The following is an 11,645-nucleotide window of genomic DNA, read 5'->3' as shown; positions in this document are numbered from 1 at the left end:
GCATGAAGTGCTGCTCGTGATCGACGGCAACACGGGGCAGAACGCGCTGGCGCAGGTGAAGGCTTTTGACGAAGCGCTGGGCTTGACGGGCCTGGTGGTCACCAAGCTGGACGGCACCGCCAAGGGCGGCGTGCTGGCTGCCATCGCCAAGGAGCGGCCGATCCCGGTGTACTTCATCGGCGTGGGCGAGAAGCTGGAGGATCTGGAGACCTTCAGCGCCCGGGAATTCGCGCTGGCGCTGCTGGCGTGAGGGGCACCAGGCTCACCCCTCGCCCACCTCCGACCGCACCCACGCCGCATAGTCAGCGCTCGCACGCGCCGGCACCATCACCACCTGCGGCAGCTCGTAGGGATGATGCTCGCTCAGGAAGGCCGCCACCGCGTCGGCCCGCTCCGGCACCGTCTTGAGGGTCAGGCGCCACTCAAGATCCTCGCAGTCGCGCCCCTGCCAGCGGTAGAACGAGCGCACGCCGGCATCGACCTGCACGCAGGCGGCCAGACGGCGTGCGACCAGATCGCTCGCGAGCCGTGCCGCGTCGGCCTCCGAGCCGACCGTCGTCGTCATCACCACGATGTTCATGGCCACCCCGCTCATCATGCTCAGCGTGCCGGGCGTGCGCTGGCAGCGCGTCCTGTCCTTCAGTTGCCGGTCGGCTGGCGGATCAGCTCCGCCGGCATGCCCACCAGGGCCTGCGGCGCGCCCTCGGCGGTGGCGGTGGCCTGGAACCACAGGCCGGTGAAGTGCGTGTGCTCCAGGATGACCGAGGCCGACACCACCTTGCGGATGCGCCCGTCGATCACCGGCAGGTTCTGCAGCAGCACCGGCATGATCGGGTCCCAGCGCAGGATGCGCACGTAGCCCGCGAAGGCGGTCAGCCCGGTGGGGCCGGTGCCGCTGCGCTTGACGCCGATCTCCACGCTGTCGGCCGGCACCATCATCCGGCGCATCATGTCCGCGATGATTCGAAGGTAGTACTTCTCGATGTCGCTGTGGGTCAGCTCCGAGGACACCGCCGAGTGCATGGCGGGCTTGAAGCCGGGGTCCACGGTGCGACCGAGGACCCGATCGAAGATCCGCTTCATCTGCCTGACTTCCTGTCTTCCCCGAGGCGCGGCGCGCCCACGTAACGGTATGTATCTATGCTAGCCGGCCCCCTTGCCGGCACCTGTGCAATATGACCCAAGGTGACTCAGGGATAACCCTTGGTTGAGCGGGGAGAAGCGGGAACTTCGGCTTTAGCACTCACTCAAAGAGAGTGCTAATATGAACCATCACCAAGGAGATGAAGGCATGAACCAACCCATCGGAACCGCCGGCACGGCCGTGGCCCTGGCCAACCCGTGGTCCGTGGTGCCCTCGCTGGGCAACCTGGACGCCTACATCACGGCCGTGAACCGCCTGCCGATGCTCACCCCCGAGGAAGAGCACGCGCTGGCCCGCCGGCTGCGTGACCACAACGACCTGGAGGCCGCCGGCCAGTTGGTGATGTCGCACCTGCGCCTGGTGGTCTCGGTCTCGCGCAAGTACCTGGGCTACGGCCTGCCGCATGGCGACCTCATCCAGGAGGGCAACATCGGCCTGATGAAGGCGGTGAAGCGCTTCGACCCCGACCAGGGCGTCCGCCTGGTCAGCTATGCCCTGCACTGGATCAAGGCAGAGATCCACGAGTACATCCTGCGCAACTGGCGCATGGTGAAGGTCGCCACTACCAAGGCGCAGCGCAAGCTGTTCTTCAACCTGCGCTCCATGAAGCAGGGCTTCAAGGAAGACGCCGACGCCGAGACCCACCGCGAGACGCTGACCGACGCCCAGATCGACGTGATGGCGCGCGAGCTGAACGTGAAGCGCGAGGAAGTCATGGAGATGGAGACGCGCATGGCCGGCGGTGACGTGGTGCTGGACCCCGGCCCCACCGACGATGGCGAAGAGGCCTACGGCCCCATCGCCTACCTCGCCGACGCCACGCACGAACCCACCGCCCTGCTGGAGTCGCGCCAGCGCGACGCCATGGCCTCCGACGGCATCACCGCCGCGCTGGACCAGCTGGATGCGCGCAGCCGCCGCATCGTGGAAGAGCGCTGGCTGAAGGTCAACGATGACGGCTCCGGCGGCATGACGCTGCACGAGCTGGCCGCCGAATACGGCGTCTCGGCCGAGCGCATCCGCCAGATCGAGGCGGCCGCCATGAAGAAGACGCGCACGGTGCGGGCCGCCTCCGCCTGCGGCCGCCCCCCCGCGCGCGGCGGTGCCGCGCGCGCTTCCTGAGCGCCTTTGTGCTGCAACAATCGCTGCATGAAGGACCGCAGGGCATGGCACGCAGGAGTCGACGGGCTGCGCGGGTGCCTGTCTGCCTGCCTGCTGGCCGCCCTGCTGCTGGTGGCCTGGAGCGCCCAGGCCGGCACGCCACTGCGCCTGGGCGCCGATGAGACCCGGATCACCCTGGCGGGCCAGAGCCTGTTCTGGGTGGACGAGCGCGGCGACGCCACCTTCGAAAGCCTGGAAGCCGCCGGCAACACCGTCTCCTGGCAACCGCGCGCAGCCGGCCAGCGCGACGCCATTCCCGGCAAGGCCCTGTGGATCCGCTTCGATGCCATCCATGCGAACGGCGATGACTGGTTCCTGGTCGTCGATTCCGCCGGCGTGGACAAGGTGGGCTTTGCCTGGCGCGACGCCGGTGGCCGGCTGATCCGCCAGCAGGCCGGCGACCAGGTGCCGCGCGGGGCCTGGCCCGTGGCCGGGCGCGTGCCCGCCTTTGCCTTGTCGAGCGAGCCGGGCCGGACCGTGCGGTACTGGGTGCGCATCGAGCACGAGCGGGTGGACTTCGCGGCGCCCCTGAAACTGGTGCGGGAAGACGCACTCGTGGCCACGCGCGAATCCGAGCAGTTCCTGCTGGGCGCCTACGCCGGCGTGGCGGTGCTGGTGGTGCTGGCCTCGCTCGCGCAGGGCCTGCTGTACCGGGACCGCGCCTTCCTCGCGTACGGCCTGTACGCCGCGCTGCTGGGCGGCGGCCTGCTCGCGCGCCTGGGCGTGATGGCCCAGCACCTGTGGCCGGCGGCGACGCGCTGGAACGAGACGCTGGCCGCCGTGATGCCGACCTTGTCCAGCGTGGCCCTGCTCTGGTTCATGAAGGTCGTCACCGAGCCTGCGCGCCTGTCGCGCGTGCTCGATCACATGGTCTGGGCCCTGCTGGCCGCCATGCTGGGGGCGATCGCGCTGGACGCCACGCTGGGCAGCCGCGCCAGCCTGGCGCTGGTGCTGGCGGGCATCATCCTCATCCTGCTGCTCTGCACGGTGCTGCTGGTCTGGGCCTGGCGCGATGGGCGCGACCCCGACATCCGCTGGGTCGCCATCGGTTTCGTGCCCCTGATCCTGTTCGCCCTGTTCCCCGTGGCGCGTGCCATGAACCTGCTGGGCGACAGCGTGCTCACCCGCTACGGCCTGTTCGTCGGCGCACTGGTGGAGATGCCGGTGCTGTACACCGTGCTGCGCATCCGCGGCCAGCGCCGGCGCGAGAGCGCGGTGCGGGCCGCCGCGCTGGCGCACACCGACGCGCTGACCGGCCTGGCGCATCGCCCCGCGCTGCTGCAGCGCCTGCAGGCCGCGCTGGAGCGCTTGCGCCAGCAGAAGCAGGCCTGCGCACTGCTCGGCGTGCGCATCGGCAACGCCGAAGCCATCGTGCAGGAATTCGGGCGCGAGGCCCTGGACAAGGCCCTGGTCGTCGCCGCGTCTCAGTTGCGCCAGGCCGTGTCGGAGCTGGATGTGGCTGCTCGCGTGGGCGAGCACCAGTTCGCGCTGCTGCTGGAAGGCCCGGTCACCGCCGAGGAAGCCGTGTCACGCGCCCAGCAGGTGGTGGCCTCGGGCCTGCGGCCCGCGCCCGCCCTGCCGGCCTCGCTGACCTTGCGCTACCTGGTCTCGGTCGTGGTGCTGCCGCACCAGGACGCCGACGCCGCCGCCTCGCTCGCCTGGGCCCTGGACGGCGCGGCTGACATGGCGCCGGATGCGCGCAAGGCGATCCGGCCGATGAACTTCTAGTCGGCGCGGCCCTGGAGGCTTCGCTGTGCCCGGCGCACGATGTACCGGGTCGACTCGCCAGCGTTCTCGCGCGCCCACCGCTCGCACACCGCCACCACCCACTCCGGCTGCGTCTTCGCCGCATCGTTGAGCCAGTTGGCCACCGAGTTCTGCACATAGCGGCTTGGGTCCGCGCGCAGCGGCTCCAGCAGCGGCAGGCCTTCCCAGGGCTCGCGCTTGAGGGCTTCGATCTGGGCGCACCACACGCCGCGCGGGCGGGTGGCCTCGCTCGCGAAGCGGCGCAGGTTCGGGTCTTCGTCGTGCACCCAGCCGGCCAGCAGGTCGATGGCAACGGAGACGTCGGTCGCGATCGCGTCACGCACGGCCATCCAGGCGATCTCACGCACGCCGAAGTGCGGGTCGGCCGCGAAGCGGGTCACCGCCTGCAGCTGGTCCGCCAGCGGCAGGCCGGAGAACGCCACCCACTGCGCCGCCCAGCAACGTGCCACGTCGCTCGGATGCGTGGCCAGCGCATGGGCCACGGCGTCACGCGCGGGGTGGTCGGCCGCCAGGTCGTAGAGCGCGCGGGCCACGTGCGCATGGCGGCGCATGGGCGCGAAGGCGGGCAGCATGGCCAGCGTGTCGACCAGGCGTTCGGCCTTGTGATCCAGGCCCACATGCGCCGCCACGGCGGTGGCCAGCCGTGGCAGATCCAGCGCGAGAAATTCGTTGAGGTTGACGGTGGGCAGCAGGCCTTCGTTCAGCGCCGCCAGCACCGGCGGCGGGATCAGCGCGATGCGCGCCGCGCCCTTGCGGCCCGCCAGATGCTGCACGGCGGGCGCGGGCGGCGCGACGAAGGGCGTCATCCCTGCTTCAGCAGCAGCCGGAGATCATCGGCCAGGGCCTGCGCGCCGCTGCCATAGCGGGTGTAGAGGCGCAGGCGGCCCTGCGGGTCGTACACGTAGCTGGCGGCGGAGTGATCCATCGTGTAGCTGCCCGGCGTCTTGCCTTCGACCTTCTTGTAGTAGATCTTGAAGTCCTTCGCCACCGCGGCCAGCTGCTCGGGCGTGCCGCGCAGGCCCACGTAGTCGGGGCCGAAGTTGGCGAGGTAGGCCTGCAGCACCTGAGGCGTGTCGCGCTCGGGGTCCACCGTCACGAAGATCCCCTGCACCCGCGCGCCGTCGGCGCCCAGCAGCTGGCGCGCCGTGCTCAGCTCGGTCAGCGTGGTGGGGCACACGTCGGGGCACTGGGTGAAGCCGAAGAACACCACCACCGCCTTGCCCTGGAAATCCTTCACGCTGCGCATGCGGCCCGTGGTGTCCGGCAGCGGGAAATCGCGCGCGTACTCGGCGCCGGTGATGTCCACCGCCTTGAAGGCGGGCTTGCTGTCCATGCAGCCCGCCGCGGCGGTGGCCAGCAGGAGGCTGAGGGCGTGGCGTCGGTGCATGGCGGGGCTCACGGCATGTAGTGGTCCACCAGCAGGGCGGCGAACAGCACGCTCAGGTGGATCAGGGAGAAGCGGAAGGTCTTGCGCGCGTACGCATCGGAGTACTCGCGCCAGAGGCGGAAGCCGTGCCAGGTGAAGCCCACGCTCAGCACCACGGCCGCGGCCAGGTACAGCCAGCCGCTCATGCCATAGGCAAAGGGCATGAGGCAGGCCGCGAACAGCACCAGCGTGTACAGGAAGATCTGCAGCCGGGTGAACTCGTTGCCGTGCGTGACCGGCAGCATGGGCAGGCCGGACTTGCGGTAGTCCTCCACCCGGTACAGCGCCAGCGCCCAGAAGTGCGGCGGCGTCCACAGGAAGATGATGAGGAACAGGATCAGCGCCTGCGGCCCCACGTCGCCCGTCATCGCGGCCCAGCCCAGCACCGGCGGCATGGCGCCCGAGGCGCCGCCGATCACGATGTTCTGCGGCGTGAGCGGCTTCAGGATCACCGTGTAGATGATCGCGTAGCCCACGAAGGTGCCGAGGGTGAGCCACATGGTCAGCGGGTTCACCCACACGTACAGCAGCGCCGAGCCGGCCGCGCACAGGACGGTGGCGAACAACAGTGTCTGCGTGTCACTCAGCTCGCCCTTGGCGGTGGGCCGCCAGGCCGTGCGGCGCATGCGCGCGTCGATGCCCTTCTCCACCAGGCAGTTGAAGGCGGCGGCCGCGCCGGCCACGAGCCAGATGCCCGCGCAGGCCACCAGCGCCAGCTGCAGCGCACGCAGGTCCGGCAGGCCGGGCACGGCCAGCACCATGCCGATGAGCGCGCAGAACACGATGAGCTGCACCACGCGCGGCTTGGTGAGCGCGTAGAACTGCGCCATGCGCGCGTTCATGCGGCCACCTCCTGCGCCACGGCCATGCGCACCGTGGCCTGGGAACGGCTCTCGCTCCACGCCCAGGTGAGCACCACGACGATGGCCGCCGCGCCGCCCGTGTGCAGGACGGCAGCGGCCAGCGGCCAGTCGAGCACCACGTTCGACAGGCCGGTCACGAATTGCAGCGTGGCCAGCCCGGCCAGCCAGCGCGCCTGGCGCGCCAGGGGCGTGGCCCACAGCCGCCAGGCCAGCACGCCCAGCGCGGTCAGCACCACGTAGGCGGCCAGCCGATGGGTGTAGTGGATGGCGGTGAGCGCGGCAAAGGGCACGGGCTCACCCGCAGGCGTCAGGCCCAGCGGCCGCCAGATCGTGAAGCCGTGCGCGAAGTCCATCACCGGCCACCAGCTCCCCTGGCAGGCCGGGAAGTCCTCGCAGGCGAGCACCGCGTAGTTGGTGCTGACCCAGCCGCCCAGGGCGACCTGCAGCCACACCAGCGCCATCACGGCTGCCAGCGCCACGCGCAGACCCGGCGCGACAGGGGCAGGGCCCACGCCGCGCTCGGCCTGCCGATAGGCCACCGCCTGCCGGCACAGCAGCGCCAGCAGCACCAGGCCGCCCAGCAGGTGCAGCGTGACGATGGCCGGGAACAGCTTCATCGTCACCGTGAGGGCGCCGAACGCGCCCTGGATGCAGACCCACACCAGCGTCGCCGTCGGCCACCAGGGGCTCACGGGCAGGCCGCGGCGGCGCTGCGCCCAGGTGGCCGCCGCGAGCGTGAGGATCAGCACGCCGACGCCGGTGGCCAGGTAGCGATGGACCATCTCGACCCAGGCCTTGCCATGCGTCACGGGGCCGTCGGGCAGGCGAGCCTGCTCCTGCGCGATCTGCGCCTTGGCCCCTACCGGGCTCACGTGGCCGTAGCAGCCAGGCCAATCCGGACAGCCCAGGCCGGAGTCGGTGAGGCGGGTGAAGGCGCCGAAGAGCACCAGGTCGAAGGTGAGGAAGAGCGTGATCGCGGTCAGGGCCGCGAGGCGTCGGGCCGGCTGGGCATGGCGATTGCGCAGCCACACCCAGGCCAGCGGCCCGAAGGCCACCACGATGCCCAGCAGCATGAGCCGCAGGGTCGGCCCGAGGTCGTACAGCGGTTGCGTGTCCATCTCAGGGCTGGCGACCGGCCTGGTCCCATTGCACGGAGCCGCGCATCAGCCGCTCCAGATCCTTGCGGACACGCGCCGCGGACGCGGTGTCCTGCCCGGCGGGGAAACGCATCATCCAGTGGCCCATGGGGTCCACCACGTAGAGGTGCTCGGCCAGCTGGTGGCCAGCCGCCGGGGCCAGCCAGGCCGCCAGGGCCGCGCCGTCCACCCGCAGTACGGCGGCCTGCTGCTGCGTGATGGCCTGCTGCAGCGCCGGCTGCAGCGCGGCGCGCACGGGGGCCTGGTCGTTGACCAGCCACACCCATTCCACGCGGTCCTTGTCCTTGCCCAGGCCCTCGCGCAGCTGGCGCTGCAGGTACAGGTGCTTCTCGCAGGCGGCATCACAGGCGCCGCCGGCCACGCTGATCAGCAGCCACTGGCCCTTGAGCGATGGCAGGGCCACCGGCTTGCCTTCGAGCGTGGTGGCCGTGAGGGGCGGCAGCGGGCGCTGCGGCTCGATCAGCTCGCCGTAGTTGCGTCGGCCCTCGGGGCGGATCACGTAGTAGGTGAGGTACGAGGCCACCACCGGCGCGGCGCACACCGCCAGCACCAGCAGCATCTTCAGGCGTCCGGAACGCGTGCGGCCCGGCGCCGCCAGCTCGTCCTGCTGGGGCAGGGGCAGCGAGTGCACCGTCAGGCCGAGCGGCTCATCCAGGCTGCCGGGCTTTGCGGTGGGGGACGATGAGTTGGAACCAGACATAGAGGATGGCGATCAGCGCGGCGAGGGCCCACCACTGGAAGGCATAGCCGTAGTTCTTGTCGGCGCCGCTGGCCGGCTGCGGCCATTCGCGCAGCAGGCCTTCGGAGGCAGCGCCGGTCTGCAGCGCCGCCAGTGCCGGCAGGTCCAGCCCGGTTTCGGCGCGGAAGCGCTCCAGGTCGAGATTCTGCCGGATCGCGCCGGTCTCGGCCCCCTGGAAGTCATATAGCTTGCTCGGCGTCAGGGCCAGCCGGCCTTCCAGCGCCACCGTGCCGGCCGGGATGTCCACCGCGGGCAGGCGATCGCGCTGCACGAAGTCGCGCGGCGCCCAGCCGCGTGTCACCAGCAGCGTGGGGCCGCCATCGGCCAGCTTCAGCGGGGTCACCACGTAGAAGCCGGCGCGGCCGTTGAGCGGGCGGTTGTCGAGGTACACGGTGTGCCGGGCCACCCACTCGCCGCGCAGCGCCACGCGACGGTGCAGCAGCTCGCCGGTGTCGCCGCGCAGGGCCCGCGCGAGCTGGGCGTTGTCCAGCGGCGGCAGCGCGGCGCGGCGCACGATGGCCTCGTGCAGGTCGATTTTCTGCTGGGCACGGCCCCACTGCCACACGCCGAGCGACAGCGTCACCGCCACGCCAACGAGCGCCGCCACCGCGATGAGCACGCGCTTCAGCACGGCTGCGCCCGCCCCGGGATAATGCGGGCCATGCAAATCCTCGTCATCGTGGCGTTCGTGGCCATTCTCGGGAGTCTGGGCGCAGCGCTGTTCTTCATGATGCGGGGGGGTGGCGAGGACAACCCGGCACGCCGCAGCCGCATGGCGCGCGCGCTGGCCTTCCGGGTGGGATTCTCCATCCTGCTGTTCCTGTGCGTGCTGCTGGCCTGGAAGCTGGGCTACATCCAGCCGACGGGCATCCGCGCGGGCCAGTAGGGCCGCACACACCCCGCCAGCCAGCAAAAAGGGCCGCGATGCGGCCCTTTTCGCGTGGGGCAGGCCCTGGCTACATCCAGTAGACCAGCACGTACAGGCCCAGCCACACCACGTCCACGAAGTGCCAGTACCAGGCGGCTCCCTCGAAGCCGAAGTGGCGCTCGGGCGTGAAGTGGCCCTTCATCAGGCGCAGGGTGATGAACAGCAGCATCAGCATGCCCACCAGCACGTGGAAGCCGTGGAAGCCGGTCAGCATGAAGAAGGTGGACCCGTAGGCGCCGGAGGTGAGCTTGAGGTTCAGGTCGGCGTAGGCGTGGTAGTACTCGTAGCCCTGCACGCAGACGAAGGTGGCGCCCAGGATCACGGTGATCCACATCCACATGATCGTCTTGGCGCGGTCGCCGGCGATCAGCAGGTGGTGCGCGATCGTGAGCGTGACGCCCGAGGTGAGCAGCAGCGCCGTGTTGATGGTCGGCAGCGGCCACGGGCCCATGGTCTGGAAGGGCTCGATGATGCCGGCCGGCGAGGCCGTCACGCCCGCGGCCTGGCTGGGCCAGACGGCCTTGAAGTCAGGCCAGATCAGCGCGTTCTCGATGCCGGCCAGCGCAGGCACGGAATGCGAGCGCATCCACCACAGGGCGGTGAAGAAGGCGCCGAAGAACATCACCTCCGAGAAGATGAACCAGCTCATGCTCCAGCGGTAGGACAGGTCGATCTTGCGGCCGTACTGGCCGGATTCGCTCTCGTGCACCGCGTCGCGGAACCACTGGAACAGCACGCCGAACAGCCACAGCAGGCCGAAGAACAGCGAATACTTGCCCCTGGAGGCGCCTTTGACCCACTGACCGGCGCCCAGGATGACGAAGAACAGGCCGAAGGCCGCGAACGCCGGATGCCGCGAAGGCTGCGGCACGAAGTAATGGGGCGTGTGGCCCGGTGCGCTGGAACTCATGGACTTGGACTCCGTTTCCTCGATGTCTGTGTTTCTATTTCTGGACGACCCAGTTGACCAGGGCGATCAGCCCCCCCACGAACAGGGCGACGGCCACCAGGGCGACGCCGATCACGTGGAAGGGGTTGAGGCGACCAAGGTCCTCCTCGTAGGCGCTGCGCTTGCGGATGCCCAGGAAGGCCCAGGCGACCGCCTTGGCGGTGCGGACGACGCTCACGACGCGCCCCCGGTGGTGGCGGGCGCGGCGGCCGTGGGCGCCGGCGGTGTCTTGCCGCCCACCTCGAAGAAGGTGTAGGACAGCGTGATGGTGGTCACGTCCTTGGGCAGCTTGGGATCGATCACGAAGGCCACCGGCCACTGCTTCTTCTCGCCGGGTTCCAGCGTGTACTGGTTGAAGCAGAAGCACTCCAGCTTGTTGAAGTGCGCGGTGGCCTGCTTGGGCGCGTAGCTCGGGATGGCCTGCGCGGCCATGCGGCGGTTCTGCACGTTCTGGAACTCGTACATCACCGTGGCGAGCTCGCCCGGGTGCACCTTCATGGAGGCCTGCGCGGGCTTGAACTCCCACGGGCCGCGCGCATTGGCGTCGAACTCGACCGTGATGGTGCGGGTGCGGTCCACCTGGGTGTTGGCCGGCGCACGCGAGCCGCCGGGTACCTGCTTCTCGCCCACGGCCAGGATGTTGATGCCCAGCGCCTCGCAGATCTGCTGGTACAGCGGCACCAGGGCATAGCCGAAGCCGAACATGCCGGCCGCGACCACGACCAGCTTGCCCAGCATGCGGACATTGTGCGAGCGCAGGTTCACGGCTTCAACCGCCCAGCAGCACCAGGCGGGCCATGAAGCCGAGGAAGAACACCGCCGCCACCGTGGCCAGGATGAGGCCGGTGCGCAGGTTCTTCTTGCGGATATCGTCGTTCATGGCAGGCCTCTGGCGATCAGCCGACCACGCGGGTGGCGGTGGCGTCCAGCTTGGGCGGGGTCTCGAAGGTGTGGAAGGGCGCCGGCGACGGCACTTCCCATTCCAGGCCCTCGGCACCCTTGCCGTCGGGATCGTTCCACGGACGCTGCGGCGCGGGCTTGCCCTTGCCCATCATGCAGGGGATGACGATGAAGATGAAGAAGAACACCTGCGCGAAGCCGAAGAAGAACGCACCGACGGAGGCGAGCGCGTTGAAGTCGGCGAACTGCATGGCGTAGTCGGCGTAGCGTCGCGGCATGCCGGCCAGGCCCAGGAAGTGCATCGGGAAGAAGGTGACGTTGAAGGAGATCAGCGACCACCAGAAGTGCACCTTGCCCAGCGTCTCGTTGTACATCACGCCGGTCCACTTGGGCACCCAGTAGTAGAAGCCCGCGAACAGCGCGTACAGCGAGCCGGCCACCAGCACGTAGTGGAAGTGGGCCACCACGTAGTAGGTGTCCTGGATCAGCAGGTCGATCGGCGCCATGGCGCAGATCAGGCCGGTGAAGCCGCCCATGGTGAACACGAAGATGAAGCCCACCGAGAACAGCATGGGCGTCTCGAAGGTCATGGAGCCCTGCCACATGGTGGC

Annotated in this window: 16 protein-coding genes and 1 pseudogene; 4 read left to right on the top strand and 13 right to left on the bottom strand. The window is 69.9% G+C overall.

Translation table 11 applies throughout. The features are described from left to right. Nucleotides 1-250 (top strand): annotated as a pseudogene (locus ACE3T5_RS19175) (signal recognition particle-docking protein FtsY); the annotation flags it as partial. A 12-nt stretch (nt 251-262) separates the two neighbouring features. Here ACE3T5_RS19175 and cutA read toward each other — a convergent pair. Both cutA and ACE3T5_RS19165 read right to left on the bottom strand, forming a co-directional pair. Further along, complete coding sequence (gene cutA / locus ACE3T5_RS19170; RefSeq protein WP_374669709.1) at nt 263-580, bottom strand: divalent-cation tolerance protein CutA; 318 nt, start codon at nt 578-580, stop codon at nt 263-265. Nucleotides 581-639: 59 nt separating this feature from the next. Continuing rightward, on the bottom strand, nt 640-1,083 hold the full coding sequence (locus ACE3T5_RS19165; protein ID WP_374669708.1) for a hypothetical protein: 444 nt from the start codon (nt 1,081-1,083) through the stop codon (nt 640-642). Between the two features lie 208 nt (nt 1,084-1,291). Here ACE3T5_RS19165 and rpoH point away from each other — a divergent pair, with 208 nt between their 5' ends. Both rpoH and ACE3T5_RS19155 read left to right on the top strand, forming a co-directional pair. Further along, a complete protein-coding gene (rpoH, locus tag ACE3T5_RS19160; RefSeq protein WP_374669707.1) occupies nt 1,292-2,266 on the top strand; it encodes an RNA polymerase sigma factor RpoH in 975 nt (324 codons plus the stop codon). A 27-nt stretch (nt 2,267-2,293) separates the two neighbouring features. After that, entirely contained in the window at nt 2,294-4,033 is a 1,740-nt protein-coding gene (locus tag ACE3T5_RS19155) for a 7TM diverse intracellular signaling domain-containing protein (RefSeq protein ID WP_374669706.1), read from the top strand. Here ACE3T5_RS19155 and ACE3T5_RS19150 read toward each other — a convergent pair. From ACE3T5_RS19150 to ACE3T5_RS19125, 6 genes are read right to left on the bottom strand one after another with little or no spacing between them, the layout of a single operon-like run. Then, nucleotides 4,030-4,878 carry a DNA alkylation repair protein gene (locus tag ACE3T5_RS19150; RefSeq protein WP_374669705.1) on the bottom strand — a complete coding sequence of 283 codons (849 nt, stop codon included), beginning with the start codon at nt 4,876-4,878 and terminating at the stop codon, nt 4,030-4,032. The two genes, ACE3T5_RS19155 and ACE3T5_RS19150, sit on opposite strands and share 4 nt — an antisense overlap. After that, a complete protein-coding gene (locus tag ACE3T5_RS19145; protein WP_374669704.1) occupies nt 4,875-5,459 on the bottom strand; it encodes an SCO family protein in 585 nt (194 codons plus the stop codon). Before ACE3T5_RS19145 ends, ACE3T5_RS19150 begins: the two co-directional genes overlap by 4 nt. Nucleotides 5,460-5,467: 8 nt before the next feature. Next, nucleotides 5,468-6,340, bottom strand: coding sequence for a heme o synthase (gene cyoE / locus ACE3T5_RS19140; RefSeq protein ID WP_374669703.1), 873 nt, complete (start codon nt 6,338-6,340; stop codon nt 5,468-5,470). Beyond that, complete coding sequence (locus ACE3T5_RS19135) at nt 6,337-7,479, bottom strand: heme A synthase (RefSeq protein WP_374669702.1); 1,143 nt, start codon at nt 7,477-7,479, stop codon at nt 6,337-6,339. Before ACE3T5_RS19135 ends, cyoE begins: the two co-directional genes overlap by 4 nt. A 1-nt stretch (nt 7,480) precedes the next feature. Further along, nucleotides 7,481-8,218 carry a hypothetical protein gene (locus tag ACE3T5_RS19130; protein ID WP_374669701.1) on the bottom strand — a complete coding sequence of 246 codons (738 nt, stop codon included), beginning with the start codon at nt 8,216-8,218 and terminating at the stop codon, nt 7,481-7,483. Continuing rightward, nucleotides 8,166-8,888, bottom strand: coding sequence for an SURF1 family protein (locus ACE3T5_RS19125; RefSeq protein ID WP_374669700.1), 723 nt, complete (start codon nt 8,886-8,888; stop codon nt 8,166-8,168). The genes ACE3T5_RS19130 and ACE3T5_RS19125 overlap by 53 nt, the downstream gene beginning before the upstream one ends. Before the next feature lie 30 nt (nt 8,889-8,918). Between ACE3T5_RS19125 and ACE3T5_RS19120 the strand changes: the two genes are divergently transcribed. Further along, nucleotides 8,919-9,143 carry a twin transmembrane helix small protein gene (locus ACE3T5_RS19120; RefSeq protein ID WP_374669699.1) on the top strand — a complete coding sequence of 75 codons (225 nt, stop codon included), beginning with the start codon at nt 8,919-8,921 and terminating at the stop codon, nt 9,141-9,143. 70 nt (nt 9,144-9,213) lie between these two features. On the opposite strand, the gene ACE3T5_RS19115 is transcribed toward ACE3T5_RS19120, so the two are convergent. From ACE3T5_RS19115 to ACE3T5_RS19095, 5 genes are all read right to left on the bottom strand, one after another. After that, nucleotides 9,214-10,095 (bottom strand): cytochrome c oxidase subunit 3, encoded by an 882-nt coding sequence (locus tag ACE3T5_RS19115; RefSeq protein ID WP_374669698.1) that lies wholly within the window; start codon nt 10,093-10,095, stop codon nt 9,214-9,216. 34 nt (nt 10,096-10,129) lie between these two features. Further along, nucleotides 10,130-10,312: a DUF2970 domain-containing protein gene (locus tag ACE3T5_RS19110; protein WP_374669697.1), complete on the bottom strand. Its 183-nt coding sequence runs from the start codon at nt 10,310-10,312 to the stop codon at nt 10,130-10,132. Next, the gene (locus ACE3T5_RS19105) at nt 10,309-10,872 is read right to left on the bottom strand and encodes a cytochrome c oxidase assembly protein (protein ID WP_374669696.1); all 564 of its coding nucleotides are present in this window, start codon (nt 10,870-10,872) and stop codon (nt 10,309-10,311) included. The genes ACE3T5_RS19110 and ACE3T5_RS19105 overlap by 4 nt, the downstream gene beginning before the upstream one ends. 31 nt (nt 10,873-10,903) lie before the next feature. Beyond that, entirely contained in the window at nt 10,904-11,014 is a 111-nt protein-coding gene (locus ACE3T5_RS19100) for a cytochrome oxidase small assembly protein (protein WP_374669695.1), read from the bottom strand. Nucleotides 11,015-11,030: 16 nt separating this feature from the next. Next, on the bottom strand, nt 11,031-11,645 hold a 615-nt coding region (locus tag ACE3T5_RS19095; RefSeq protein ID WP_374669694.1), incomplete at its 5' end, for a cbb3-type cytochrome c oxidase subunit I.

Origin of the sequence: Ramlibacter sp. (assembly GCF_041916345.1) — a bacterium.
GTDB lineage: Bacteria > Pseudomonadota > Gammaproteobacteria > Burkholderiales > Burkholderiaceae_C > Ramlibacter.
Note: the sequence above shows the minus strand (reverse complement) of the source record. Positions and strands in the feature narration are given on the sequence as shown.

Excerpts from the sequence above, each read along its gene's own strand:
- ACE3T5_RS19100 (WP_374669695.1), bottom strand. The coding sequence starts at position 11,014 with ATGAACGACGATATCCGCAAGAAGAACCTGCGCACCGGCCTCATCCTG.
- ACE3T5_RS19120 (WP_374669699.1), top strand. The coding sequence starts at position 8,919 with ATGCAAATCCTCGTCATCGTGGCGTTCGTGGCCATTCTCGGGAGTCTG.
- ACE3T5_RS19105 (WP_374669696.1), bottom strand. The coding sequence starts at position 10,872 with ATGCTGGGCAAGCTGGTCGTGGTCGCGGCCGGCATGTTCGGCTTCGGC.
- ACE3T5_RS19130 (WP_374669701.1), bottom strand. The coding sequence starts at position 8,218 with ATGTCTGGTTCCAACTCATCGTCCCCCACCGCAAAGCCCGGCAGCCTG.
- rpoH (WP_374669707.1), top strand. The coding sequence starts at position 1,292 with ATGAACCAACCCATCGGAACCGCCGGCACGGCCGTGGCCCTGGCCAAC.
- ACE3T5_RS19165 (WP_374669708.1), bottom strand. The coding sequence starts at position 1,083 with ATGAAGCGGATCTTCGATCGGGTCCTCGGTCGCACCGTGGACCCCGGC.
- ACE3T5_RS19115 (WP_374669698.1), bottom strand. The coding sequence starts at position 10,095 with ATGAGTTCCAGCGCACCGGGCCACACGCCCCATTACTTCGTGCCGCAG.
- cyoE (WP_374669703.1), bottom strand. The coding sequence starts at position 6,340 with ATGAACGCGCGCATGGCGCAGTTCTACGCGCTCACCAAGCCGCGCGTG.
- ACE3T5_RS19145 (WP_374669704.1), bottom strand. The coding sequence starts at position 5,459 with ATGCACCGACGCCACGCCCTCAGCCTCCTGCTGGCCACCGCCGCGGCG.
- ACE3T5_RS19135 (WP_374669702.1), bottom strand. The coding sequence starts at position 7,479 with ATGGACACGCAACCGCTGTACGACCTCGGGCCGACCCTGCGGCTCATG.
- cutA (WP_374669709.1), bottom strand. The coding sequence starts at position 580 with ATGAACATCGTGGTGATGACGACGACGGTCGGCTCGGAGGCCGACGCG.
- ACE3T5_RS19155 (WP_374669706.1), top strand. The coding sequence starts at position 2,294 with ATGAAGGACCGCAGGGCATGGCACGCAGGAGTCGACGGGCTGCGCGGG.
- ACE3T5_RS19150 (WP_374669705.1), bottom strand. The coding sequence starts at position 4,878 with ATGACGCCCTTCGTCGCGCCGCCCGCGCCCGCCGTGCAGCATCTGGCG.